Annotated in this window: 36 protein-coding genes; 29 read left to right on the top strand and 7 right to left on the bottom strand. The window is 46.3% G+C overall.

Features of this window, described 5'->3' with window-relative positions; genetic code table 11:
- The 7 genes from ABH09_RS11445 to ABH09_RS11415 form a co-directional block, all read right to left on the bottom strand.
- Complete coding sequence (locus ABH09_RS11445; protein ID WP_253714512.1) at positions 1 to 789, bottom strand: hypothetical protein; 789 nt, start codon at positions 787 to 789, stop codon at positions 1 to 3.
- A 77-nt stretch (positions 790 to 866) separates the two neighbouring features.
- Positions 867 to 1,526: a sulfate/molybdate ABC transporter ATP-binding protein gene (locus ABH09_RS11440; protein WP_253714511.1), complete on the bottom strand. Its 660-nt coding sequence runs from the start codon at positions 1,524 to 1,526 to the stop codon at positions 867 to 869.
- A complete protein-coding gene (gene modB, locus ABH09_RS11435) occupies positions 1,523 to 2,182 on the bottom strand; it encodes a molybdate ABC transporter permease subunit (RefSeq protein ID WP_253714510.1) in 660 nt (219 codons plus the stop codon). Before modB ends, ABH09_RS11440 begins: the two co-directional genes overlap by 4 nt.
- A gap of 60 nt (positions 2,183 to 2,242) precedes the next feature.
- Entirely contained in the window at positions 2,243 to 3,031 is a 789-nt protein-coding gene (gene modA, locus ABH09_RS11430) for a molybdate ABC transporter substrate-binding protein (protein ID WP_253714509.1), read from the bottom strand.
- Positions 3,032 to 3,140: 109 nt separating this feature from the next.
- Entirely contained in the window at positions 3,141 to 3,758 is a 618-nt protein-coding gene (locus ABH09_RS11425) for a MogA/MoaB family molybdenum cofactor biosynthesis protein (RefSeq protein ID WP_253714508.1), read from the bottom strand.
- The gene (locus tag ABH09_RS11420) at positions 3,749 to 4,726 is read right to left on the bottom strand and encodes a molybdopterin-binding protein (RefSeq protein WP_253714507.1); all 978 of its coding nucleotides are present in this window, start codon (positions 4,724 to 4,726) and stop codon (positions 3,749 to 3,751) included. The genes ABH09_RS11425 and ABH09_RS11420 overlap by 10 nt, the downstream gene beginning before the upstream one ends.
- A 255-nt stretch (positions 4,727 to 4,981) precedes the next feature.
- Positions 4,982 to 7,000 carry a DUF4139 domain-containing protein gene (locus ABH09_RS11415; RefSeq protein WP_253714506.1) on the bottom strand — a complete coding sequence of 673 codons (2,019 nt, stop codon included), beginning with the start codon at positions 6,998 to 7,000 and terminating at the stop codon, positions 4,982 to 4,984.
- Between the two features lie 538 nt (positions 7,001 to 7,538).
- Here ABH09_RS11415 and tuf point away from each other — a divergent pair.
- The 29 genes from tuf to ABH09_RS11270 all read left to right on the top strand — a co-directional run bounded on the left by tuf (position 7,539) and on the right by ABH09_RS11270 (position 21,879).
- Positions 7,539 to 8,726, top strand: a complete 1,188-nt coding sequence (gene tuf, locus ABH09_RS11410) for an elongation factor Tu (RefSeq protein WP_162664408.1) — start codon at positions 7,539 to 7,541, stop codon at positions 8,724 to 8,726.
- Between the two features lie 59 nt (positions 8,727 to 8,785).
- Complete coding sequence (gene rpsJ, locus ABH09_RS11405; RefSeq protein ID WP_253714505.1) at positions 8,786 to 9,094, top strand: 30S ribosomal protein S10; 309 nt, start codon at positions 8,786 to 8,788, stop codon at positions 9,092 to 9,094.
- Between the two features lie 73 nt (positions 9,095 to 9,167).
- On the top strand, positions 9,168 to 9,794 hold the full coding sequence (gene rplC, locus ABH09_RS11400; RefSeq protein WP_162664406.1) for a 50S ribosomal protein L3: 627 nt from the start codon (positions 9,168 to 9,170) through the stop codon (positions 9,792 to 9,794).
- A 15-nt stretch (positions 9,795 to 9,809) separates the two neighbouring features.
- Positions 9,810 to 10,448, top strand: a complete 639-nt coding sequence (rplD, locus tag ABH09_RS11395) for a 50S ribosomal protein L4 (protein ID WP_162664405.1) — start codon at positions 9,810 to 9,812, stop codon at positions 10,446 to 10,448.
- Positions 10,448 to 10,732 carry a 50S ribosomal protein L23 gene (locus ABH09_RS11390; RefSeq protein WP_006188372.1) on the top strand — a complete coding sequence of 95 codons (285 nt, stop codon included), beginning with the start codon at positions 10,448 to 10,450 and terminating at the stop codon, positions 10,730 to 10,732. The genes rplD and ABH09_RS11390 overlap by 1 nt, the downstream gene beginning before the upstream one ends.
- A 33-nt stretch (positions 10,733 to 10,765) precedes the next feature.
- Positions 10,766 to 11,587, top strand: a complete 822-nt coding sequence (gene rplB / locus ABH09_RS11385; protein WP_162664404.1) for a 50S ribosomal protein L2 — start codon at positions 10,766 to 10,768, stop codon at positions 11,585 to 11,587.
- 10 nt (positions 11,588 to 11,597) lie between these two features.
- The gene (rpsS, locus tag ABH09_RS11380; protein WP_016522594.1) at positions 11,598 to 11,888 is read left to right on the top strand and encodes a 30S ribosomal protein S19; all 291 of its coding nucleotides are present in this window, start codon (positions 11,598 to 11,600) and stop codon (positions 11,886 to 11,888) included.
- Positions 11,889 to 11,897: 9 nt separating this feature from the next.
- Positions 11,898 to 12,263: a 50S ribosomal protein L22 gene (gene rplV, locus ABH09_RS11375; protein WP_212565611.1), complete on the top strand. Its 366-nt coding sequence runs from the start codon at positions 11,898 to 11,900 to the stop codon at positions 12,261 to 12,263.
- A 2-nt stretch (positions 12,264 to 12,265) separates the two neighbouring features.
- Positions 12,266 to 13,006, top strand: coding sequence for a 30S ribosomal protein S3 (gene rpsC / locus ABH09_RS11370; protein ID WP_253714504.1), 741 nt, complete (start codon positions 12,266 to 12,268; stop codon positions 13,004 to 13,006).
- A 3-nt stretch (positions 13,007 to 13,009) separates the two neighbouring features.
- Positions 13,010 to 13,429 carry a 50S ribosomal protein L16 gene (rplP, locus tag ABH09_RS11365; RefSeq protein WP_162664402.1) on the top strand — a complete coding sequence of 140 codons (420 nt, stop codon included), beginning with the start codon at positions 13,010 to 13,012 and terminating at the stop codon, positions 13,427 to 13,429.
- Positions 13,430 to 13,444: 15 nt separating this feature from the next.
- The gene (gene rpmC / locus ABH09_RS11360; protein WP_016522590.1) at positions 13,445 to 13,651 is read left to right on the top strand and encodes a 50S ribosomal protein L29; all 207 of its coding nucleotides are present in this window, start codon (positions 13,445 to 13,447) and stop codon (positions 13,649 to 13,651) included.
- A gap of 10 nt (positions 13,652 to 13,661) precedes the next feature.
- Positions 13,662 to 13,934 carry a 30S ribosomal protein S17 gene (rpsQ, locus tag ABH09_RS11355; protein WP_006188379.1) on the top strand — a complete coding sequence of 91 codons (273 nt, stop codon included), beginning with the start codon at positions 13,662 to 13,664 and terminating at the stop codon, positions 13,932 to 13,934.
- A gap of 21 nt (positions 13,935 to 13,955) precedes the next feature.
- Positions 13,956 to 14,324, top strand: a complete 369-nt coding sequence (gene rplN / locus ABH09_RS11350; protein WP_044014180.1) for a 50S ribosomal protein L14 — start codon at positions 13,956 to 13,958, stop codon at positions 14,322 to 14,324.
- 15 nt (positions 14,325 to 14,339) lie between these two features.
- On the top strand, positions 14,340 to 14,654 hold the full coding sequence (gene rplX / locus ABH09_RS11345; protein WP_006188381.1) for a 50S ribosomal protein L24: 315 nt from the start codon (positions 14,340 to 14,342) through the stop codon (positions 14,652 to 14,654).
- On the top strand, positions 14,654 to 15,205 hold the full coding sequence (rplE, locus tag ABH09_RS11340; protein WP_162664398.1) for a 50S ribosomal protein L5: 552 nt from the start codon (positions 14,654 to 14,656) through the stop codon (positions 15,203 to 15,205). Before rplX ends, rplE begins: the two co-directional genes overlap by 1 nt.
- 11 nt (positions 15,206 to 15,216) lie before the next feature.
- Positions 15,217 to 15,402, top strand: a complete 186-nt coding sequence (locus tag ABH09_RS11335) for a type Z 30S ribosomal protein S14 (protein WP_081984397.1) — start codon at positions 15,217 to 15,219, stop codon at positions 15,400 to 15,402.
- 10 nt (positions 15,403 to 15,412) lie between these two features.
- Positions 15,413 to 15,811 (top strand): 30S ribosomal protein S8, encoded by a 399-nt coding sequence (rpsH, locus tag ABH09_RS11330; RefSeq protein ID WP_162664397.1) that lies wholly within the window; start codon positions 15,413 to 15,415, stop codon positions 15,809 to 15,811.
- A gap of 9 nt (positions 15,812 to 15,820) precedes the next feature.
- Entirely contained in the window at positions 15,821 to 16,363 is a 543-nt protein-coding gene (gene rplF / locus ABH09_RS11325; protein WP_253714503.1) for a 50S ribosomal protein L6, read from the top strand.
- Positions 16,364 to 16,374: 11 nt separating this feature from the next.
- Positions 16,375 to 16,737 (top strand): 50S ribosomal protein L18, encoded by a 363-nt coding sequence (gene rplR, locus ABH09_RS11320; protein WP_044014173.1) that lies wholly within the window; start codon positions 16,375 to 16,377, stop codon positions 16,735 to 16,737.
- A gap of 8 nt (positions 16,738 to 16,745) precedes the next feature.
- Complete coding sequence (gene rpsE, locus ABH09_RS11315; RefSeq protein WP_016522586.1) at positions 16,746 to 17,267, top strand: 30S ribosomal protein S5; 522 nt, start codon at positions 16,746 to 16,748, stop codon at positions 17,265 to 17,267.
- 3 nt (positions 17,268 to 17,270) lie between these two features.
- Entirely contained in the window at positions 17,271 to 17,456 is a 186-nt protein-coding gene (gene rpmD / locus ABH09_RS11310; protein ID WP_006188388.1) for a 50S ribosomal protein L30, read from the top strand.
- Positions 17,456 to 17,908 carry a 50S ribosomal protein L15 gene (gene rplO, locus ABH09_RS11305; RefSeq protein ID WP_162664396.1) on the top strand — a complete coding sequence of 151 codons (453 nt, stop codon included), beginning with the start codon at positions 17,456 to 17,458 and terminating at the stop codon, positions 17,906 to 17,908. The genes rpmD and rplO overlap by 1 nt, the downstream gene beginning before the upstream one ends.
- Positions 17,909 to 17,925: 17 nt before the next feature.
- A complete protein-coding gene (gene secY / locus ABH09_RS11300) occupies positions 17,926 to 19,245 on the top strand; it encodes a preprotein translocase subunit SecY (RefSeq protein WP_162664395.1) in 1,320 nt (439 codons plus the stop codon).
- 42 nt (positions 19,246 to 19,287) lie between these two features.
- Complete coding sequence (rpmJ, locus tag ABH09_RS11295; RefSeq protein WP_002672206.1) at positions 19,288 to 19,401, top strand: 50S ribosomal protein L36; 114 nt, start codon at positions 19,288 to 19,290, stop codon at positions 19,399 to 19,401.
- Between the two features lie 16 nt (positions 19,402 to 19,417).
- Complete coding sequence (gene rpsM / locus ABH09_RS11290) at positions 19,418 to 19,783, top strand: 30S ribosomal protein S13 (protein WP_016519026.1); 366 nt, start codon at positions 19,418 to 19,420, stop codon at positions 19,781 to 19,783.
- Positions 19,784 to 19,799: 16 nt separating this feature from the next.
- The gene (rpsK, locus tag ABH09_RS11285; RefSeq protein ID WP_006188392.1) at positions 19,800 to 20,183 is read left to right on the top strand and encodes a 30S ribosomal protein S11; all 384 of its coding nucleotides are present in this window, start codon (positions 19,800 to 19,802) and stop codon (positions 20,181 to 20,183) included.
- 15 nt (positions 20,184 to 20,198) lie between these two features.
- On the top strand, positions 20,199 to 21,254 hold the full coding sequence (locus tag ABH09_RS11280) for a DNA-directed RNA polymerase subunit alpha (RefSeq protein ID WP_162664394.1): 1,056 nt from the start codon (positions 20,199 to 20,201) through the stop codon (positions 21,252 to 21,254).
- The gene (gene rplQ / locus ABH09_RS11275; protein ID WP_162664393.1) at positions 21,244 to 21,687 is read left to right on the top strand and encodes a 50S ribosomal protein L17; all 444 of its coding nucleotides are present in this window, start codon (positions 21,244 to 21,246) and stop codon (positions 21,685 to 21,687) included. Before ABH09_RS11280 ends, rplQ begins: the two co-directional genes overlap by 11 nt.
- A 3-nt stretch (positions 21,688 to 21,690) precedes the next feature.
- Entirely contained in the window at positions 21,691 to 21,879 is a 189-nt protein-coding gene (locus tag ABH09_RS11270) for a hypothetical protein (protein ID WP_006188395.1), read from the top strand.
- The last annotated feature ends 176 nt before the right edge of the window (positions 21,880 to 22,055 follow it).

Below are 22,055 nucleotides of genomic sequence, written 5' to 3'. Positions count from 1 at the left end.
TTATGCAGCGCTCCTTTTTTTGGTCTTTGAATATATTAGCAGTATTTTTAAAACGCCTAGAGAATGGAACACTACGGCAACAACGCACAAAACGAGTGGAATCCCGTATATGCTGTTTTCCGAATTTGTTATATGGAGATTAAAGAGCGTGGTTCGGAATCCTTCCAGCTGCATATAGGGGTATACGAGCAACAAACAACCGGAAAGGAGAAGTAAGAAAAGAAGGTTGAACAGATTCCATCGTGTTATGATGCATGCAAACCAAAATGAGCTAACGCAGAAAAAAAGCGCACCTGTGAACAAAAGGTATGTTGTAAAATATAACGTATAGGCAGTATATACATCAGAAAAGAGGCTGCCGGAACCTTGCTGTAATAAAGCCAGAAATAACGGTTTGCTTGTAAAAGCGGCCAACGCTTTGTCGATGGGTGCCGTTGTTTTGTAGGCTGCTATTGCTTTCTCGATGACGGAAAACTGCGCATAACAGATCGGTGCAATAACCGTTACGGTAAATATCAAACACACAAGAAACAGCGTAAGTGCTACGCTCAGCTTTGCAGGGTGTCTCATCAAGAATGTATACACCCCGATAATGGCCATCATTACCGCGAATGGGAGTACGTAACACGCCTTTTGTGCCATGCAGAGGAGCAGCAACCCCGCCGATTCTGATGCAAATGGAACGGCCATTTCATAGCGCAAGGCTATTCCACCAAAAAAGGCAAAGATAACAACCGCGCTTAAAAGGCTTAAGAAAAAAACGCCGGGAACCAGTAAAGCATTCTTCATAGGTATCCTTAGAGTAACACGTTATAGATACAATCTCAAGGGTACCTTTTGAAATCAACGGTACAGATGCCTTATTGTTAAACGATCTGTTGCGTTTGTTCGGTCGTGATCCTGCCGTTTTTGATGAACAGTGAGCGGGTGCAGTACCGTTCAACCTCATCTTTATTGTGCGAAACAAAGAGGACGGGGCACGCGGCGCGTTCGAGCGTTGCTTTTAAATCTTCGTGGAGGGAATCTTTCAGTTCGTTATCGAGGGCGGAAAACGGTTCGTCCAGCATAATCAGTGCGGGGGAGGCGGCGAGGAGACGCGCAAGGGCAACCCGCTGCTGCTGTCCGCCCGAAAGCTCTTTCGGGTAGCGTCCTTCAAAGGGGGTGATGTGTAAAAGCTCTAGAAATTGGTCGGCAATTTCTTTTTTACGATTACGGTCTTTTATTCCGCAGCAAATGTTTTCCCGCACGGTCATATATGGAAAGAGCGCATACGACTGAAACATATAACCGGCGTTCCGATCCCGCACCGGTACGTTGATGTTCCGCTCGGAATCGAAAAGGACATGCTCGTTTAAGACAATTCTACCCGAATCGGGGGTTACGATACCGGCAATGGATTTCAGCGTCATAGATTTGCCGCCGCCGGATTCTCCGAGCAAGCCGACAATTTCCCCCTGCGCGGCCGAAAGACTCACATCAAGGGTAAAACCTTTCATTTTTTTTACAATCGATGCTTCAAGCTTCATACCCGTTTTTCCCTCGAAAACATATTCATAATAAAAAGCGCCGCGCACGAAACAACGGTGATAACACCGACCCACACCCACGCCGTGTGCATATCGCCGCCGGCGGTCGCAAAGTAAATAGCCATCGGGATGGTTTGAGTACGTCCGGGGATGTTTCCGGCAACCAGCAGCGTCGCACCGAATTCGCCGAGCGAGCGGGCAAAGCTCAAGGCAAGCCCTGCAAGGATGCCCGGCCATGCTTCCGGCAGCATAATGCGGATAAAGATGGAAAGCTCACTCATGCCGAGGGTGCGCGCCGCCCACACGTGATCCTCATTTACCTGTTCCAACGCGCCCTTTGCTCCCTTATACATCAGCGGGAAGGAAACCACGATCGAGGCAATAACCGTTGCCTGCCAGGTAAATATGAGCGAAATTCCTGCTTTTGCAAGCAGCATACCGAGCGGACTGTTTCGTCCGAATATGACGAGTAGGAAAAAGCCCAGTACCGTCGGCGGCAATACCATCGGCAAGGTAAAGAGTACATCGATCAGAACGAGTAATTTACCGCGGATATTCAAACAGAGCCGCGCCGCTGCCGTTCCCAGTATGAATACGAAAATCCCGGAAAGAACGGCTGCGCGCAGCGAGATAAAAAGCGGCGCGTAGTCAAACATAGTGTAGGTAATCCTTGAGTATCAGTCCGGTTTCAGCCGAACTGATATAAACGATGAAAGTTACTTGGAAATAACGGTGAATCCGTAACGTGCAAAGACTTCTTTTGCCGCGTCGGAGAACAGGAAGTCTACAAACTTCTGCGCTTCTGCCGCGTGTTTACTTGCCTTTACGACACCGATCGGATAGATAACTTTTTTATGACTGCCTTCGGGCGCGGTTGAACAGATGGTAACATCCTTGCTGATCTTCGCATCGGTTTCGTATACGACGCCTGCATCGACGTTGCCGGTTTCTACCCACGAAAGGACTTCGCGAACATCCTTTGCAAGGATGAGCTTGGAAGCAACCTTATCGGTAAGGCCGAGGTTTTGGAAAATTTGTTCGGTATACTGGCCGACTGGTACGGATTTCGGTTCGCCGACGCCGATTTTCTTTACGGAGTCTCCTGCGAGATCTTCAAAGAAATCAAGAGCAGCCGCAGTTTTTGGGGTAATCAGCACAACTTTGTTTTCAAGGATGTTCTTTATGCTTGAATCGAGCATCATCCCCTTTTCCTTTAGTGCATTCATCTGCTTAATGCCGGCGGAAAAGAAAATATCTGCCGGAGCGCCCTGTTCAATCTGCTGCTGCAAGGCTCCCGATGCACCGAAATTCGCGGTAACGGTCACCTGCGGATTTTTTTCGGTATACATGGCCGAAAGATCCTGAATACAGTTTTTCAGGCTGGCTGCCGCCGAAATCATAATTTCAGTCTTTTTGGCAGGGGCGGCATTTTCTTTGCTACCTCCCGCACAGAGCGGGGCAAGAATGATGCTGCCAATAAGCAGCGCTACAACGGTTTTCTTCATAAGATACTCCTTACGTGATTGCAAAAAACTCTAAAAAGAATTTCTCTGAAAAGTTTTCGCAAAATGTTTCAGGCATCTTTAAAAACGGAAGTTTTAAAGATGCTCTTTTCTATCTGCCCCGGCTTGCAGCACAGTCCTGCGTGCCGCCGGTAAGCATCAAAAGTGCGTGCTCCAAAACGGGCAGAATGCAGGAAAGATTTTCCTTTACCGCCTTGGGACTTCCGGGAAGGTTGATAATCAGCGTGCGTTTTCGTATGCCTGCGATACCGCGTGAGAGCATTCCGTGCGGTGTTATCTTCATGCTTTCCGCACGCATTGCTTCGGGAATACCGGGGACGGCGCGGTCGATAACCGCAGCGGTCGCTTCGGGGGTTATATCGCGGGGAGCGAATCCGGTACCGCCCGTCGTAACGATAAGATCGGCACTGCCTTCATCGGCTATGCGCACCATCGCCTTCCGCAGCGCTTCGTACTCGTCGGGGAGTACGACCGTAGCGGTAACCTCATATCCTTGACCGGTGAGCATTTCTACTATTATAGGGCTACTTGCATCTTCGCGCAAGCCCTGAAAGCATCGGTCGGACGCGCAGATAATAGCCGCTCTATACCGGGTAGGGCTGTTGTTTTGAGAGTTTTGGGAGATATGAGCGGTTCGGACATTACCGGCAGCGGCTTCATCCCCGGCAACCGTGCTTCCGGTAATCAGGGATGTATCCGTTACGGGCATAAGCCGCCCTCTCCCAAGAGCGCAATATCTTCAACGGTGATGGGGTCGCGGGCAAGGATACGCGGCAGCAGCCGGTCAAAGACGGTGCGCTTGGCATACATCACACAGCCGGGCAGCCCCGCGATAGGAACATCGCCCGCGTAGGCCAACAGCATCATCGCGCCGGGAAGGACGGGGGCACCGTAGCTAACGATGCGTGCGCCGCTTGCGCGGATAGCGGCGGGGGTTTTGTCGTCGGAGTCGACACTCATACCCCCCGTGCAAAGCACCATCTGGGAACCTGCCTGTATGGCCTTTTGTATCTCTGCCGTAATGGTTTCTACATCATCTCCGGTATTCACGGTTTTTAATGTTTCCACGCCGTACTCTGCCAGCTTTGCCTGCACGACCGGCGCGAAAGTATCTTTAATAACCCCGGTCAGAACTTCATGTCCCGTTACCAGAATCGTACAGGTTTTGATACTGTAAGGGATGACGGACATCAGCGGATTGGAGGCATCGGCAATCGCCGCGACCTCAGTCATTTTTTCTTTTTCGATAAGAAGCGGAATAACCCGCATTCCCGCTGCCGTCTGCCCTTTTTTAAGCGGCACATAATTGCGTTGCGTTGCAATCATCACCTTACCGAGCTTGTTGATTGCAAAGAGCCGATCGGTGTCGATTTTAAGCATACCGTCAACCGTTGCCTTCAACTCAATCTTGCCTTCCTTGGGGGCGGTCTTTTCCAGATTTGCGCCCATCGCCGCAGCGGCCAGAACTTCAGCCCCTTCATCCTCATGCAGCAGGTTTTCACTCTTTTCCCAGACAAACAGATGCTCTTTGCCCATCGAGCGAAGCACCGGAATGTCCTCTTCCGTAACGATATGCCCCTTTCTAAACCGAGCGTCCTTCGACACCCCTACGATAATCTGAGTCAAGTCGTGGCACAACACATGCCCGACCGCTTCGGAAAGCGGTATTTCTTTCATTAAATTCTCCATTTGGGGTAAACGCATCAGGCATATTTTTACAGCTCCGCGGAATAAAGAGACTATTCAACCAGAGTTGAACCTCTTCGCGGTTCAAATGGTCTCACAGCCTCTTTATTCTGCGCGTTTTCTTTATTGGTCTGATGCGTTTACCCCCTCTTCTAAAAATAGTGTAAAATTTTTCTAAAATTTTGCACGAAAGGAAGGTAACCGCTTAAATTATTTTCGGTGCGGTTGCCCTGCGTACCGATTTTACTAATCTATCTTGATATTCTTTACGAATGCGGCAAATTTTTGCTGTGCGTTGGTGAGCTGCTCCGTTGCGGTTGTGATGTCTGTTTTCAGCTCGTCCAGTTCGGTTTCGAGCTTGAGCAGCTTGGTTAAGAACGCTCTACCCTGCTGACTTTCCGAACCGACCGCCTCAAGATTCCTACGTACACGGTCTTGTTCTTTTCCGATTTCCGTCTGACGATCCTGCAAAGTCTTTAGGGCTTTTTCCGCCGCGGAAACCTTTTCTTTCTCCGTTATAATAGACGCAAATGCCTTCCGCACCTTTTCGGGAATTTCAGAATTGGTCGTGTAGGAAATAAAGGTATTTGAATTCATATCGAATATTTTTTGAGTTGATTGATAGGTGCGAGCTTCTTCCACTTTCAGTTCGGTTCCGGTGTTCCCGGCAGCTTTAAACTTAAATCGGTATTTGTTTGCAGTCGTTTCCGCAAGAGCTTGTTTTGATGTCAGCTCAAACCCTGCGTTCTTTGCGTGTTCAACAATAACGGTTCTCTCTTTTTTATTGGTATTTCGTATCAAATAAATCGTGCTTTGGACTTGCCGGTACGACGTTGTCATCACTCCGTCAGCCATCTTTATGGTTTCAATCGTCCTTGTGGAATCGGCTCGCTTTGAACCGGTTACTTCGATATCGTCTCCGTAAGCAATCAGACGTTTTTCGGCTTCGGGTAAAAACTCCAAAAGAGCATCGCCTGAATATTCACCCCCGTCAAGAACCGTAATGGGGCCGGCAGGCAGTTTTAAGCCCGATGTGTTTTCAATGCTGATGCAGAACTTAGGATTAACACGCTCGTTATATGGAATGGATGAAAACACCGAATACTTTTCTGCAGGAAGAGTGGCAAGGGTGAGGGGAATCATCGTGCTTTGCTGCCGCTCAAGTGTAATCGGTTTTGACGGCGTAAAGGCAAACATTTCTCCCGCATTACCGGCTTCAGCTTGATTTTCAAAATAGGCCGAAGTATTTTTTTCCTCTAAGTCTTGATACTCCGCTTCATCATACGCTTCAGATGCATACCTAGACGCTTCCTTTTTCATCATCATCGACCGTTTTTCTGCGAGAGGCATAGCTGCGGCATATTCGACAGCCGTATCAGCCGAGGCAAATGTTTCTGCTTTCGCGGCTTGTGCAATTGCAAGCGGCACTTCGGGGCGATACGTATAGTAGGGGGCATAGAGGTTTTGCGTAAAACCGACCGGCCTTCCCGTTGTGAGGGTAAGCGTAATATTCTTCCAGTCGAGGTCGGTTGAATTGTCGATAATCGCCCATGCCTGAAACGCCGCTTTATCGGTACCCATGTCGAGCCGATAGCTTGCTTTCCATACCGGCGCTTCCATAACATAAGAAAGACCGATTTTCCGTTCACCTTGCGCATCGATTTTAATGTCCAGTTTTTTGCGGTTCTTTGCCGAAGCGTCGAGGATAAGCGCCAAAGCGGTATTTAAATCTTCATTCCGTCTGGCATCGGTAAATTTAAAGGATTGAATGTCTGAAAAGGCGATAAGGTGGATGCCGTCTTTCGCTGCAAGCGAAATAAAGAAAGAGTCCGTTTCTTTTGAGCTGTTTTTATCGACGCTCAAAATCTTTCCGGTAATTTGATGAGGTGTAAACAGTTCCACTTCGGCGCCCTTTTGCGCTTTTAAAATATCGTAGAGTGTTGTAGCGGCGGAAAGGTCGATTTTTAAACTTTCCAGCGTTTTCCTCAGCGTGTCCTCGGACTGATAATTGACGGCTAAACTTTTTGCACCGGGATCCGTTACAACAAGCGATTTCAGCACATCGTTAATTTGAGCGGGTGAAAACAAGAGCGCTATATTCCCCGAACCGGTTACCGTCCCTTCATGTACATAGTGCGCAACGCCCGATGAGTACAACGTTACCTTTTTAAGCGGAATATCGTCCGCACTAAAGTTTTTCGCAGGTTCGGCTGTGATGCCGACTATACAAGCAGCAGATAAAATCATAGAAATCATATTCTTCATGAAAGCTCCCTTATTCATATTTTGATTATACTAACCGATGGGGAAAAATGAAAGGGCGCACGGCAATCCCCTCTTGTAATTTATAGAAATGCGCGTATATTTTTAAAAGCCCTTGACATTTCTAACTTGAAATAGTATAGTCGCGCTATTCAATTGGATAAACAGGTGAATACTGTTTGTCCGGTATTCTTTAAGAGTTTTCCGGTGCCGTAAAGCCTTTTTAGGCAGGTTTCCGTGTTAACGCTTTTTGAAAGCGTTAAGGGCTGTGGCCTATTACTCTGCAGGATGCCAAACCAGTCATCGGAATGGATTCTGATGATGATCAGGTGGATCCGAATAAGGCTTGTCGAATTGCTATGACGAGCTTACGCAACACGTCTTTTACAACGGTGTTTACTGTCTGATTATTCCTCATTCTATTCTTTTCTGTATTTGGTATCCGGTTTATAACGTTTTTTCATTTTCAATATGGAAATGGTCTCGCTGTTTGATGGGCGGGGTTTTTGTTAGTTGCCTATTGTCTGTTAGGAGGATTTACATGGCAAAGGAAAAGTTCGAGAGAACAAAAGTTCACATGAATGTTGGTACCATCGGTCACGTTGACCATGGTAAGACAACTCTTTCGGCAGCGATCACTACTTATTGTGCGAAAAAGTATGGTGATAAGCTTCTTAAATATGATGAGATTGATAATGCGCCGGAGGAAAAGGCTCGTGGTATTACTATTAATACTCGTCACTTGGAGTACCAGTCCGACAAGCGTCACTACGCACACATCGACTGTCCCGGACACGCCGACTATGTTAAGAACATGATTACCGGCGCTGCTCAGATGGATGGTGCAATCCTTGTTGTTTCTGCTCCGGACTCGGTTATGCCTCAGACTAAAGAGCATATCCTGCTTGCTCGTCAGGTTGGTGTTCCTTCTATTATCGTTTTCCTTAATAAGGTTGATCTTGTTGACGATCCTGAGCTTATTGAATTGGTAGAAGAAGAAGTTCGTGAAACCCTTGAGTCTTACGGCTTTCCGCGTGACACGCCGATTATCAAAGGGTCCGCATTCAAGGCCTTGGCTGACGGCGCTTCTGTTGAAGATACTGCTTGTATCGAAGAATTGCTGAAGACGATGGATAGCTATTTTGCTGATCCTGTTCGTGATGATGCGAAGCCGTTCTTGATGCCGATTGAAGATATCTTTACGATTTCCGGACGCGGTACTGTTGTTACCGGGCGTATTGAACGCGGTGTCATCAATCTTAACGAAGAAGTTGAAATTGTCGGTATTAAGCCGACGAAGAAAACTGTTGTTACCGGTATCGAAATGTTCAACAAGCTGCTTGATCAAGGTATGGCTGGTGATAACGTCGGTCTCTTGCTTCGCGGTATTGATAAGAAAGAGGTTGAAAGAGGTCAGGTATTGGCTAAGCCGGGTACCATTCAGCCCCATACTAAGTTTGAAGCGCAAATTTACGTTCTTTCCAAGGATGAGGGCGGTCGTCACAGCCCGTTCTTTACAGGTTATCGTCCGCAGTTCTATTTTAGAACAACCGATATTACCGGAACCGTTACACTGCCTCAAGGCGTTGATATGGTTAAGCCGGGTGATAACACCAAGATTATCGGTGAGCTGATTCATCCTATCGCTATGGATAAGGGTTTGAAGCTTGCTATTCGTGAAGGCGGCCGGACTATCGCCTCCGGACAGGTTACGGAGATTTTAGCGTAATAAAAAACAGGGCGGTCGGGTAGGCGCTATTCGGCCGCTTGTTTTTGTACGGAGGAAATATGGCTAAGGAAAAGATTCGCGTTAAACTTCGCGGATTTGATGTTGAGTTGGTTGATCAAAGTTCTAAAGCAATTGTACAGGCAGTACAGAAAGTTGGAGCAAAGGTGTTGGGGCCTATTCCGCTCCCTACGCGCATTAATAAGTTTACTGTGCTTCGTTCTCCGCACGTAAATAAAAAGTCGCGCGAACAGTTCGAAATGCGGACGCATAAACGGTTGATCGATATTATTGAACCTTCTGCGGATGTGATGAATGCTTTAATGGCGTTGGAGCTTTCGGCAGGGGTTGACGTAGAAATTAAACAATAAAAGAACGGTAGACGGCATTTAATCAGGATGTGCGTACCGGAGAAGCGATGAGTTTCTCAAGGAGTTGTGAGTTATGGTTGGTCTGATTGGTAAAAAAATCGGCATGACCCAGTTGTTTGATGACGAGGGGCGGCTGACACCTGTTACCGTTTTGCAAGTAGTGCCGAATACGGTGGTCGCAGTAAAAGATGCGGATCATTTCGGTTATGAAGCGGTTGTATTAGGAGCGGGTGAATTAAAAGAAGGACGTGTTTCAAAGGTGTATGCAAATCAATTTGCAGAAGGTGTTGCTCCTGTCCGTCTTTTAAAAGAATTTAGAGGTTTTGATAAAGAAGTTACCGTTGGTGCAAAAATCGGTGTCGAAGTTTTGGAATCTGTCCGGTATCTTGATATTACCGCGATTTCAAAAGGAAAGGGCTTTCAGGGTGTTGTAAAGCGCTATGGTTTCGGCGGTGGACGTGCTTCTCACGGTTCAAAGTTTCACCGTGAGCCCGGTTCGACAGGGCAGTGCACCAGTCCGGGGCGATCGTTTAAAAACGTTAAAATGCCCGGTCATATGGGTGCCGAACGAGTAACGGTACAGAATTTGCGGATTGAAAAAATAGATCCCGAATTGGGCGTCGTTATGGTACGTGGTTCCGTTCCCGGTAAAAAGGATGCGGTTGTGTTCCTAAAATCCGCTGTAAAACGGGAAAGATAACGGCAGGAGAAGAGAATGGAAAAGAAAGTCTATTCGATTGATGGTAAGGAATTGCGGACAATTGAACTTAACGATGCGGTGTTCGGTTTGCCTGTGAATGAAGATGTCATTTACTATGCCATTACAAATGAATTAGCAAATATGCGTGTCGGTACGGCGTGCACAAAAGGCCGTGCTGAGGTAAACGGTTCTAATGCAAAGCCGTATAAGCAGAAGGGTACAGGGCGTGCGCGCCGTGGTGATAAAAAATCACCGCTTCTGATCGGCGGCGGTACGATTTTCGGACCGAAGCCGCGTGATTACAGCTATGCAATTCCAAAAAAAGCAAAGCGGTTGGCAATGAAGTCTATTTTGAGCTTGAAAGCTCAGGATGAAGACCGTCTTGTTGTTATAGAAGATTTTACGGTTGAAACCGGTAAAACGAAAGATCTGGTGAAGATATTGCAGGCATTTGTTCAGGATGAGCGCACGGTGCTTGTTTTGAAAGATGATGATGCAATGTTGAAGCGTGCCGGAAAAAATATTCCTACGCTGTCGTTTTTAACGTATAACCGTTTGCGTGCGCACGATCTGTTTTATGGACGGAAAGTGCTGATGCTTGAGTCTGCTGCAAAAAATCTTTCGAGTTTTTATGCGGTCGAGGGGGCTGAGTAATGCAATATACTGATGTTATTATAGCGCCTGTGCTTACGGAAAAATCAAACGAAATGCGTGAGCAGCGTAAATATGTTTTTAAGGTGGATCCGCGCTCTACAAAGGTGCAGATTAAGGAAGCAGTACGGAAGCTTTTTAATGTGAAAGTGCTTAATTGTGCTGTTGTAAACGTCGACGGAAAAATGCGTCGAGTTCGCTATCGGGCAGGTAAGACTGCAAGCTGGAAAAAAGCTATTGTGACGCTTGCTGAAGGCGAATCGATTAAAGTTTTTGAAGGTGCATAACAGCACTTATCGCTGCTTTGAAGGGGAAGATAAATGGCTCTTAAATTATATAAGCCTATAACACCGGGTATGCGCGGTCGAATTGACTTGCTGCGTGATGAAATCACTGCGCAGAAACCTGAAAAAAGCCTTACAACCGGAAAAAAATCCAATGCAGGGCGGGATAGCCATGGGCGTATTTCCGTTCGGCATCAGGGCGGTGGACATAAGCGGAAGTATCGCGAGATCGATTTTAAACGCAATAAGTACGGTATTCCGGGTACGGTTCGAACTATCGAATATGATCCGAACCGTAGTGCAAATATCGCATTGATCTTTTACGCTGACGGCGAAAAACGATACATCCTTGCTCCCAAGGGCTTGAAGGTTGGACAAAAAATTATGAGCGGAACAATGGCTGCACTTGAGCTTGCGAATGCATTGCCGCTTGAATCCATACCGGTCGGTTTTACCGTCCATAATGTTGAGTTGACGCTGGGAAAGGGCGGGCAAATGGCTCGTTCCGCCGGTGCGGCTGCGCTCATTGCTGCAAAAGAAGGTGATTATGTAACATTGCGCCTTCCTTCAGGTGAGACCCGCTTGGTGCATAAAAAATGCTATGCAACAATCGGTGAAGTTGGAAATGCCGATCACATGAATATCAATTTGGGAAAGGCGGGGCGTGCTCGTTGGCGCGGTATTCGTCCTTCCGTACGCGGTATGGCTATGAACCCTGTCGATCACCCGCTTGGTGGTGGTGAAGGACGCGGAAAGGGACGCAATCCTGTTACTCCGTGGGGTCAGCCTTGTAAGGGATATAAAACCCGTAAGAAGAAGAATACTTCGGATCGGTTTATTGTTTCACGGCGGAAGTAGGGAGTAGAGAATGTCAAGATCTGTTAAAAAAGGCCCTTTTGTAGAAAAAAGCCTGTACAAAAAGGTTGTTGAAATGAGCAAGACGGGAGATCAGAAAACAAAAAAGATGGTTAAGTCTTACTCCCGATGCTCCACGATTATACCTGAAATGGTTGGTTTTACTATTTCGGTATACAACGGTAAATCATGGATCCCTGTGTATATCACAGAGGAATTTGTTGGACACAAGCTTGGCGAGTTTGCTCCTACCCGTATTTTCCGCGGGCATGGCGGCTCGGATAAAAAAGCGGCGAAAAAGTAGGTGGAAATAATGGCTGAAACAACTGCAAAAAACGGTTACCGCGCTACGATAAAGTATTTTATTGCTTCTCCGACAAAAGTTCGACCGGTTGCGAATGTGATTAAACGCAAGTCTTATACCGATGCAATGGCGATCTTAGAGCACATACCCAATAAAGGGGCAGCGCTGATTTCACAGACGGTTAAGTCGGCTGCCTCGAATGCTTTGAACGGTAATAAAAAACTGGATGAAGATATGCTCTATATCAAAGAGATCCGTATTGATGAAGGACCGAGACTCAAGCGCTTATGGTGCCGCGGCCGCGGACGTGCGGATGTTCAATTAAAACGAATGTGTCACATTACGGTAATAGTTGACGAAAAGGCGGGAGCGTAAGTATGGGACAGAAAGTAAACCCTATCGGGTTAAGACTTGGAATTAACAAAACATGGGCGTCTCGCTGGTATGCAAGTCCGAGAGAATACGCAGATTTGTTGCACGAAGACTTAAAGATTCGCGCAATGCTCCAGACGATGCCTGAGTGTAAAAATGCGGATGTCGCCGACATCGAAATCATCCGTCATCCCCAGCGTGTAACAATTGTTATTCATACCGCGCGGCCGGGTGTAATCATCGGAACCAAAGGTGCCAATATTGAAAAAATCGGCGCTATTATTCAGAAAGAACTGAATAAAAAGGTTCAGATCAAGATTAAAGAGGTGAAGCGTGCTGAATTGAATGCTTCTCTCGTTGCCCAGAATGTTGCCCGTCAGCTGATGGGACGTGCTTCCTTTAGAAAAGCCTTAAAGCAAGGTTGCTTTTCCACGATGAAGGCCGGTGCTCAGGGTATTAAGATCCGTGTTTCTGGCCGTCTTGGCGGTGCGGAAATGTCCCGAACCGAAGAAATGAAGGAAGGGCGGATACCGTTGCACACACTCCGTGCGGATATCGACTACGGTTTTGCGGAAGCGCATACCACCTACGGAAAAATCGGTGTAAAAGTTTGGCTCTATAGCGGTATGATGTACGGCAGCGACCAAAAAGATGACGCCGGTTTATTGTTAAAAAAACAGCGCAAGGAACGCGCTCCTCGGACAGAAAAAGGTCGCGGTGAGCGTGCGGAAGCAGGGAGGGATTAAGCGATGGCTTTAAGTCCTAAGAGAGTAAAATACCGCAAAATTCAGCGCGGTAGAGTTAAGGGAAACGCAACACGGTGTAATCATATCGACTTCGGTGAATTTGCATTGGTATCGCTTGAACCCTTTTGGCTGACTAATCGCCAGCTCGAAGCTGCTCGTGTTGCTTTAAACAGAAAGGTAAAGCGCGGCGGTAAGTTGTGGATTCGTGTATTCCCCGATAAGCCGTATACAAAAAAACCGGCTGAAACACGTATGGGTAAAGGTAAGGGGGCTCCGGAATATTGGGTCGCTGTTGTAAGACCCGGAACGGTGCTGTTTGAGCTTACCGGTATTGATCGCTCGCTTGCGGAAGAGGCTATGCGTTTGGCAGGAAGTAAACTTCCGTTTAAGACGCGCTTTGCCGAGCAGCCGCGCGAGAACTAAGATGGAGTTTTCCGAATGAAAAAGCCGAACTATAAAGATTTATCCCTTGCCGAATTAGTGGCAAAGCGGAGCGAACTTAAACAAAAATATATGGATTTGAGGTTTCAGTTTGTAGTGGGACACGTAGAGAACCCTATGCTGAAACGGTCTATGCGCCGCGAAATTGCAGCGCTGAACACATTTATCCGGCAGAAAGAACTGGCCGGTGTAAGTGCAGAGTAGGAGCAGGCCCGTGGAAGAAACAACGGCAAAAAAGAAATCCGGGAACCGCGAGTTTGTTGGTTTAGTAACCAGCGATAAAATGGATAAAACCATTGTTGTGCAGGTCGCTACCAAGAAACTTCATCGGCTGTATAAAAAGTATGTGCTCAATACAAAAAAGTATAAGGCGCATGACGAACAAAATACAGCTCACATTGGTGATACGGTGCGTATTGTAGAGAACCGTCCGATCAGCAAGGAAAAATGCTGGCGTTTGGCGGAGATTATTGAGCGTGCAAAATAACGAGTAAGGAGCGTCTATATTATGGTTCAAGTAGAAACAAGATTAAACGTTGCCGATAACTCGGGTGCAAAAATTGTACAGTGTATTAAGGTGCTCGGCGGATCTCACCGCCGGTATGCCGGTATCGGTGATATTATTGTAGTAGCGGTCAAGGATGCACTTCCGACGTCTACAATTAAAAAGGGTTCTGTAGAAAAAGCGGTTATCGTCCGCGTTTCTAAAGAATATCGCCGTCCCGACGGGACATATATCCGCTTTGACGATAACGCCTGTGTGTTGGTCGATGCGAATAAGAACCCCAAGGGTAAGCGTGTTTTCGGGCCTGTTGCGCGTGAACTGCGTGATATGGATTTTATGAAAATCGTATCGCTTGCGCCTGAAGTTCTATAGGGAGATTGAGCATTTATGGAAGGAAAAATCAAGATCCGTAAGAACGATACGGTAGAAGTGATTGCGGGAAGCGAGAAAGGAAAGCGCGGCGCCGTATTGCGTGTTTTGCCTGAAAAGAATCAAGTGATTATTCAGGGCATCAATATGGGGAAAAAAGCAATGCGCAAGCGTTCTCAGCAGGATCAGGGCGGAATTGCTGAAATCGAGATGCCGATACATATTTCAAATGTCATGATAGTCGGTAAGAAAAGCGGCGTATCCCGCATTGGATATAAGATGGACGGCGATAAAAAAGTGCGTTTTTGCCGTAAGGGTGGAGAAGTATTATAATGAGCAATTATGTGCCACGGCTTAAGAAAATCTATACGGAAACGATAACGCCTGAGCTTACAAAAGAGTTCGGCTATACTACGGTTATGCAGGTGCCGAAGCTTGTTAAAATCGTACTCAGTATGGGGGTTGGCGAAGCATTGACAAATAAAAAATTGCTTGATGCGGCTGTAACCGATCTCGGTACTATTACCGGCCAAAAAGCGGTAAAAACAAAGGCAAAGAAAAGTATCGCTAACTTTAAACTTCGTGAAGGACATGAAATCGGGGCAATGGTAACGTTGCGTGGCGCCAAAATGTATGAATTTTTGGATCGCTTTATTAATATTGCGCTGCCTCGTGTTAAAGATTTCCGCGGTGTCAATCCGAATGGGTTTGACGGGAGAGGAAATTATTCCTTAGGTGTTACGGAACAGATTATCTTCCCTGAAATCGACTTTGATAAAATCGAAAAGATTGCAGGTTTGAATATCAACGTCGTAACGACGGCAAAAACCGATAAAGAAGCGCGGGCGCTTCTTTTGAAGTTCGGCATGCCCTTTAGAAAGTAAGAGAGGTTTTCATGGCAACAACAGCAATGATAAATAAGGCAAACAGCACGCCGAAGTATTCCAGCCGCCAATATAATCGCTGTAGAGTATGCGGTCGTCCGCGCGGATATATGAGAAAATTTCAGATGTGCCGTATTTGTTTTCGCAAATTAGCAAGTGAAGGCCAGATACCTGGCGTTACAAAATCAAGTTGGTAGGAGGTAAAAAATGAGCGTTTCAGATCCCGTCGCAGATATGCTTACAAAGATTCGGAATGCAGCGGCAGCCGGTCATGAGAAAGTCGATGTGCCTTCTTCAAAGTTAAAACTTGAAATTGTGAAGATTTTGAAAACCGAAGGTTTTATTAAGAACTTTAAAAGACTTAACGAAGCCGGCGCAAGTACGATCCGGATGTTCTTAAAATACGATGATAATGAATTACCCGTTATCCATGGTATTGAAAAAGTGTCTACACCCGGACGCCGCGTATATTCAGGATATAAGATGCTTCCCCGCGTATATAACGGGTACGGTACTCTTATTCTTTCAACTTCGGTGGGCGTTATCACCGGCAAGCACGCAAGCGAAAAGCAGGTCGGCGGCGAGCTTATCTGCAAAGTTTGGTAGGAGGCGAGTGTGTCAAGAATTGGAAAACTTCCGGTGGCTGTTCCTGCCGGAGTAAAAATCAATATTGCCGATGGTGCGTTGACCGTTGAAGGCCCCAAGGGGAAACTTTCCCGTAGCTATAATTCGCTGGTACAGGTAAAGTTTGAAAACTCTGAGGTTTCCGTAACGCGGGTAAACGATACCAAAGAAGCCCGCTCATTTCACGGGTTGTATCGGAATTTAATTCACAATATGGTCGTGGGCGTCAGTCAGGGCTTTTCTAAGACCTTGGTTGTTAACGGTGTCGGTTACCGTGCAGAAGTGCAGGGCAAACTGTTGGTAATGGCTTTGGGTTATTCAAACGATTTTATCGCGTTGATCCCCGAAGGCATTGAAGTAAAGGTTGAACCGCAGGGGAATAAAATTATTATCTCCGGTATTGATAAGGAAAAAGTCGGCGAATTTGCAGCGCAGATCCGTAAACTCAGATTACCTGAACCCTACAAGGGAAAGGGTATCCGTTATGAAACCGAAGTCATTAAGCGTAAAGTCGGTAAGACCGGTGTTAAATAAGGATAGGTACTATGTTTAAAAAGCGAATCGAGAAAGATAGAAAGAGATTTAAGCGTAAGGTTCATATCCGTAAACGGATTTATGGAACAGCTGAACGTCCGCGTATGACTGTGTTCCGCAGTAATAAGAATATTTCGGTACAGGTTATCGATGATGACGCACGTGTAACTGTTGCATCGGTATCCACGCTCGAAAAAGATTTTAAGCCTTTAAAGGCAAATATCGAATCCGGAGCAAAAATCGGGGAAGAACTCGGTCGGCGCCTCAAGGAAAAGAATATTACGACGGTTGTTTTTGATCGGAACGGTTATCTGTATCACGGTGTGGTACAGGCGGTTGCAGACGGTGCCCGGAAAGCGGGAATAAATTTCTAGGAGCGGATATGGATCGTCAGAAAGATTTTAACAGAGACAGTTCGCATCGCGAGAAGGAACTGGTAGAAAAGCTGGTTAAGTTAAACCGGACTGCAAAGGTTGTAAAGGGTGGCCGCCGTTTCTCTTTTTCCGCATTAACGGTTGTCGGTGATCAGAACGGACACGTGGGATACGGCTTCGGCAAGGCGAATGATGTAAGCCAGGCCATTAAGAAGAGCATTGAAAAGGCGAAAGCCAATATGATTTATATCCCACTGAAAAACGGCACTATTCCGCATGAAGTGCAGGCTAAGTTCAAGGGTTCTTCGGTATTGCTTCGCCCTGCTCGTTCCGGTACGGGAATTATTGCAGGCGGTACTATTCGTGCAATTATGGAAGCAGCCGGAGCAGCGAATGTTCTTTCAAAATCCTTGGGGTCAAACTCCGCAGTAAATGTTGTGCGGGCGACTTTCGAGGCTGCATCGGAATTGATGGATGCTAAAACGATTGCTAAGAACCGCGGAAAGTCTATTACGGATGTCTGGGGGTAAACTATGGCAAAGAAAATTCGGATTACGTTAGTTAAAAGTACCATTGGACAAAAAAAGCCGGTTCGTGCAACCGTCCGTTCCTTGGGGCTTGGAAAATTGCATTCCGTAGTTGAGCACTCCGCTTCTCCCGCCATCTTGGGTATGGTACGGGCGGTTTCTCACTTAGTTGAAACAGAGGAGCTTGATTAATGTCTGATTTTATATTGAATGCGCCGAAAGGGGCAAATAAAAAGAAGCGCATTGTAGGCCGCGGTTCTTCATCCGGTCGGGGAACGACATCGGGTAAGGGAAACAAAGGCCAGAATGCACGCTCCGGCGGTAAAACCTATATCGGTTTTGAAGGCGGACAAATGCCGTTGTATCGTCGTGTTGCAAAAAAAGGCTTTTCCAACTATCCCTTTAAGGAAACGTATTCGGTCGTCAATTTATTTATGATCGACGAAAAATATTCCGATGGGGAAACCGTTAATAAAGAAACGCTGAAAGCAAAGGGGCTGGTAAAAAAACAGACTACTTTGGTAAAAGTGCTCGCTTCCGGAGAGCTTACGAAAAAGTTGACGGTTGATGTAGATAAAGTTTCCGCACAGGCGCAGGCAAAGATTGAAAAAGCCGGCGGGACGGTCGTTAAACAAAACGGCTAAACAGGCGGGCTTCATACATGGCTAACAATGCACTTGTAAATGTATTTCGGATAAAAGAATTACGCGATCGTATTCTGTTTACGATTGGAATTTTGATCGTATTTCGCTTGGGATCGGTACTGACTATTCCCGGTATTGATCCCCACGCCTTATCGGCATATTTCCAATCGCAGGTACGGGGAAATGCTTTTGTCGATTATATGGACTTCTTTGTCGGCGGAGCATTCTCCAACTTTTCCGTATTCATGCTTGGCGTTATGCCGTATATCTCAACTCAAATTTTGATGCAGCTTGCGTTATTCGTATTTCCGAGTTTGAAAAAGATTGCGGAAGATGACGGCGGCCGGAAAAAGATACAGGTATGGACGCGTATTCTCACCGTGTTTGTCGCATTGATTCAATCGTATGCGGTAACCTTTTATGCGTATATGATACCCGGCGCTATCGTGCTTCAAAGCCGGTTTATGTACATCTTTGTTACGATGCTTACCGTAACGACGGGTACTATGATAACGGTTTGGTTGGGCGAGCAGATTACGGCGCGCGGTATCGGAAACGGTATTTCGATGATTATCTTTGCGGGTATTATTGTCCGGTTACCCCATGCCGTTTCGCAGATGATTCGGCTGGTGCGGCTCGGTGAATTGAACCTCGTTTTTGTCGTTATCGCGTTGATTATGTTTGTCGGTATTATCGTACTGGTTGTTTATGAGCAGCAAGGGCAACGGAAGATACCGGTGCACTATGCGAAGCGGGTTGTCGGACGGAAAATGTATGGCGGTCAAAATACCTACATTCCGTTTAAGATCAATCCATCGGGTGTTATCCCGATCATCTTTGCCTCATCGTTTTTGACGTTCCCGATTTCGATTGCGACAACGATAGGGCCGAATGTTCGATGGCTGAACAGCCTTGCGCATTTCTTACGCCCGAACGGCTGGTGGTATAATATTTTCTATTTGATCCTTATTGTGTTTTTTGCATATTTTTATACACAGATTTCGTTAAACCCCACAGAAATTGCAAAGCAGATAAGGGAAAACGGAGGTTCTATTCCCGGAATTAGAACCGATAAAACCGAGGAATACTTGCAGCGAATTTTAAACCGGCTGATTTTACCCGGTTCGTTGTATTTGGCGCTGATTGCCGTCTTGCCGACTGTAATACAGACCATTTTCGGTTTCCCTCAATCGATTTCGATGCTGATGGGCGGAACCTCGCTTCTCATCTTGGTTGGCGTTGATCTTGATACGATGAGTCAAATCGAAGCGCAGCTTAAAATGCACCATCACGAGGGGTTGGTAAAACGAGGAAAGCTCAGATCACGGAATCTGTAGTATTTCGGGAAAGGTGATTCTTTTGTTAAGGAGAAAAACAATATGAAAGTAAGAACCAGCGTAAAGCCTATTTGCGATAAATGTAAGGTTATTAAACGCAACGGAATTGTGCGAATTATCTGCACGAATCCCAAACACAAGCAGCGCCAAGGCTAATGGAGGAAACTGAAGAATGGCTCGTATTTCTGGGGTCGACCTCCCCAATAAACATGTTAATATCGCGTTGACGTATATCTATGGAATATCTCACTCATCTGCAAAAGCAATTTGTGAAAAGTCAAAAATTGATCCGATGCGGATGATCAACGATTTAAATCAGGATGAACTTGCCGCTATCCGTGCCGTTATCGATCAAGACTACAAGGTTGAAGGTCGGCTTCGCACCGAAGTTGCCTTAAACATCAAACGCTTGATGGATATCGGCTGCTATCGCGGTCTTCGGCATCGAAAGGGTTTGCCCGTCCGCGGACAACGTACAAGAACCAATTCCCGTACTCGCAAAGGTAAGAAGAAGACCGTTGCCGGTAAGAAGAAGTAATTTTGGAGGATAAGCTGTGGCTACAACTGCAAAAAAACGAAAAGAAAAGAAAAGCGTATATGAAGGAAATGTCTATATTCAGGCTACCTTTAATAATACCATTATTACCATAACCGATTTGAAGGGCAATGCGTTGTCTTGGGCATCCTCCGGCGGATTGGGCTTTAACGGTGCGAAAAAATCAACCCCCTTTGCTGCACAGACAGTCGCTGAAACGGCTGTACAGCGCGTCCAGCAGTATGGATTACGGGAAGTTCACGTATTTGTGAAGGGACCCGGTGTCGGCCGCGAATCCGCAATCAGAACGCTTGGCGTTATGGGGTTAAAGGTTCGCTCTATCAATGACGTCACGCCTATTCCGCATAACGGTTGTCGTCCCCGCAAGACCCGCCGTATCTAATAAAAAGGAGTTTAAATGGCTCGTAAAAATCTTTTGAAAGGATTCAAAAAACCAAAAGGTCTGGAGTTTGCGGCCGATGTCTCAAACGACAGCTATGGTAAGTTTACGGCGTCTCCCTTTGAAACAGGCTTCGGTACAACGATCGGCAATTGTTTGCGGCGTGTTTTGTTGTCTTCGATACAAGGGTACGCTATTTCCGCTGTAAAAATTACCTCTTACGGTGATGATGATGTCCCGCATGGTATCTCAAGCGAGTTTGAAGCAATTCCAAATGTAACCGAAGACACGATGGAGGTTTTGAATAACCTGAAACAAATGCGGCTGCGGCTCCCGAATGAGATTGAACAAGATGTCTTTTTGTTTGATTTTAAAGGTCCCTGCTCCGTTAGTGCGGCCGATTTTGCAAAACCCGGTCAACTTGAAATTTTATCCGGCGATCTCCATATTATGGAGCTGATGGAAAATGCTCATGTTGAATTGGAGATTCAAGTTGATTTCGGCCGCGGTTATGTACCGGCAGAGACGAACGAAAAATATGTCGAAGTGGTTGGAACAATCTCGTTGGATACCATTTTTAGCCCGGTTCGAAAAGTCAGCTATGAAATTCAGCCGTGCAGAGTAGGGCAGCGCAACGATTATGACAAGCTTGTACTTGAAATCTGGACGGACGGTACTATACGGCCTGAAGACGCTTTAGCGGAAGCTGCAAAAATTGCGAAAGAACATTTTACCGTTTTTGTCAATTTCAACGAAAATGAATTGCTCAGTGATGATGAATCCGATGAAAGTGATGAAATGATAAAGCAGTTGCTTGACACTCCGATCACCGAGCTTGATCTTTCCGTGCGGGCTTCCAATTGTTTGAAAAACGCAAACGTTTCAACAATCCGCGATTTGACCATGATGACCGAGGATGAGATTTCGAAAACTCGAAATGTCGGAAAGAAGAGTTTGCAGGAAATACAAGAAAAGTTGGCGGAACGTAATTTGAGTTTGGGTATGACTGATTACAGTCATTTAAAGAATTCGATCAAGTTATCGAGACAAAAGGAAGAAACAGATGAAGCATAAAAACGGCTTTAATCCGCTTTCACGTACCAGTGCACATCGCCGCGCATTGCATCGTAACATGGTTACATCACTGTTTAAGTACGAGCGGATTACTACGACAAAACAAAAGGCGATGGAGATTCGGAGAACCGCAGAAAAGCTTATTACCCGTGCTAAGGTCGATTCAGTACATAATCGGCGGCAGGCTGCAACCTATATTTGGGATGAGGCAATCTTGAATAAATTGTTTACCGACATCGGTCCGCGCATGAAGGATCGGAACGGCGGATATACCCGCGTACTTAAATTAGGGTTGCGTGAGGGTGATGCCGCACAGGTTGCAATTTTAGAGCTGGTTGACTATACGCTCGATAAGAGCACGAAGAAGTCGGCAGATGCAAAGAAAGACGGTGCAGACAAGGGCGCTGCAAAGTCAAAAGCAGCGGAGGGCTAAACTATGTCGAAAGCACATCGCGGGAAAGGAATTAAAAGCGTTCCCAATCATGGGCGGGGAACCTGCCCCGTAACCGGCCAAACCGGTGTTAAACTCCTGTATGAACAGGAAATTGACGGAAAGAAAGTCAATATCTCAAAAGTCGGCCGTGCAATGCTGAAAAACAAAAAGGCCGCCGAAGCTAAGGCGTAAATATAACGCTATGTTTTGCAAAAAACGCTCGCTTTGCCGAGCGTTTTTTTATGCCCTATTGTTTTTGCCATAGCGGTAGTGCGACTTGTCATACTGATAGTTTTGCTCATGTATCACATAAACAAACTGAATTTTGAAATTGCTCGCATTGTTTTAGGCAGGCATTACAGGCCGTT

Origin of the sequence: Treponema sp. OMZ 803 (assembly GCF_024181165.1) — a bacterium.
GTDB lineage: Bacteria > Spirochaetota > Spirochaetia > Treponematales > Treponemataceae > Treponema.
This window is presented reverse-complemented; position numbering and strand designations above follow the sequence as displayed.

Coding starts and splice junctions, on each gene's coding strand:
- rpsE (WP_016522586.1), top strand. CDS start 16,746: ATGGATCGTCAGAAAGATTTTAACAGAGACAGTTCGCATCGCGAGAAG.
- modB (WP_253714510.1), bottom strand. CDS start 2,182: ATGTTTGACTACGCGCCGCTTTTTATCTCGCTGCGCGCAGCCGTTCTT.
- ABH09_RS11280 (WP_162664394.1), top strand. CDS start 20,199: ATGGCTCGTAAAAATCTTTTGAAAGGATTCAAAAAACCAAAAGGTCTG.
- rpsM (WP_016519026.1), top strand. CDS start 19,418: ATGGCTCGTATTTCTGGGGTCGACCTCCCCAATAAACATGTTAATATC.
- rplC (WP_162664406.1), top strand. CDS start 9,168: ATGGTTGGTCTGATTGGTAAAAAAATCGGCATGACCCAGTTGTTTGAT.
- rplP (WP_162664402.1), top strand. CDS start 13,010: ATGGCTTTAAGTCCTAAGAGAGTAAAATACCGCAAAATTCAGCGCGGT.
- rpsC (WP_253714504.1), top strand. CDS start 12,266: ATGGGACAGAAAGTAAACCCTATCGGGTTAAGACTTGGAATTAACAAA.
- tuf (WP_162664408.1), top strand. CDS start 7,539: ATGGCAAAGGAAAAGTTCGAGAGAACAAAAGTTCACATGAATGTTGGT.
- rplE (WP_162664398.1), top strand. CDS start 14,654: ATGAGCAATTATGTGCCACGGCTTAAGAAAATCTATACGGAAACGATA.
- rplD (WP_162664405.1), top strand. CDS start 9,810: ATGGAAAAGAAAGTCTATTCGATTGATGGTAAGGAATTGCGGACAATT.
- modA (WP_253714509.1), bottom strand. CDS start 3,031: ATGAAGAAAACCGTTGTAGCGCTGCTTATTGGCAGCATCATTCTTGCC.
- rplO (WP_162664396.1), top strand. CDS start 17,456: ATGTCTGATTTTATATTGAATGCGCCGAAAGGGGCAAATAAAAAGAAG.
- ABH09_RS11335 (WP_081984397.1), top strand. CDS start 15,217: ATGGCAACAACAGCAATGATAAATAAGGCAAACAGCACGCCGAAGTAT.
- secY (WP_162664395.1), top strand. CDS start 17,926: ATGGCTAACAATGCACTTGTAAATGTATTTCGGATAAAAGAATTACGC.
- ABH09_RS11390 (WP_006188372.1), top strand. CDS start 10,448: ATGCAATATACTGATGTTATTATAGCGCCTGTGCTTACGGAAAAATCA.
- rpsS (WP_016522594.1), top strand. CDS start 11,598: ATGTCAAGATCTGTTAAAAAAGGCCCTTTTGTAGAAAAAAGCCTGTAC.
- ABH09_RS11270 (WP_006188395.1), top strand. CDS start 21,691: ATGTCGAAAGCACATCGCGGGAAAGGAATTAAAAGCGTTCCCAATCAT.
- rpmC (WP_016522590.1), top strand. CDS start 13,445: ATGAAAAAGCCGAACTATAAAGATTTATCCCTTGCCGAATTAGTGGCA.
- ABH09_RS11415 (WP_253714506.1), bottom strand. CDS start 7,000: ATGAAGAATATGATTTCTATGATTTTATCTGCTGCTTGTATAGTCGGC.
- rpmD (WP_006188388.1), top strand. CDS start 17,271: ATGGCAAAGAAAATTCGGATTACGTTAGTTAAAAGTACCATTGGACAA.
- rplX (WP_006188381.1), top strand. CDS start 14,340: ATGGAAGGAAAAATCAAGATCCGTAAGAACGATACGGTAGAAGTGATT.
- rplN (WP_044014180.1), top strand. CDS start 13,956: ATGGTTCAAGTAGAAACAAGATTAAACGTTGCCGATAACTCGGGTGCA.
- rpsJ (WP_253714505.1), top strand. CDS start 8,786: ATGGCTAAGGAAAAGATTCGCGTTAAACTTCGCGGATTTGATGTTGAG.
- rplR (WP_044014173.1), top strand. CDS start 16,375: ATGTTTAAAAAGCGAATCGAGAAAGATAGAAAGAGATTTAAGCGTAAG.
- rpmJ (WP_002672206.1), top strand. CDS start 19,288: ATGAAAGTAAGAACCAGCGTAAAGCCTATTTGCGATAAATGTAAGGTT.
- ABH09_RS11420 (WP_253714507.1), bottom strand. CDS start 4,726: ATGAAAGAAATACCGCTTTCCGAAGCGGTCGGGCATGTGTTGTGCCAC.
- rpsH (WP_162664397.1), top strand. CDS start 15,413: ATGAGCGTTTCAGATCCCGTCGCAGATATGCTTACAAAGATTCGGAAT.
- ABH09_RS11425 (WP_253714508.1), bottom strand. CDS start 3,758: ATGCCCGTAACGGATACATCCCTGATTACCGGAAGCACGGTTGCCGGG.
- ABH09_RS11440 (WP_253714511.1), bottom strand. CDS start 1,526: ATGAAGCTTGAAGCATCGATTGTAAAAAAAATGAAAGGTTTTACCCTT.
- rplB (WP_162664404.1), top strand. CDS start 10,766: ATGGCTCTTAAATTATATAAGCCTATAACACCGGGTATGCGCGGTCGA.
- rplQ (WP_162664393.1), top strand. CDS start 21,244: ATGAAGCATAAAAACGGCTTTAATCCGCTTTCACGTACCAGTGCACAT.
- rplV (WP_212565611.1), top strand. CDS start 11,898: ATGGCTGAAACAACTGCAAAAAACGGTTACCGCGCTACGATAAAGTAT.
- ABH09_RS11445 (WP_253714512.1), bottom strand. CDS start 789: ATGAAGAATGCTTTACTGGTTCCCGGCGTTTTTTTCTTAAGCCTTTTA.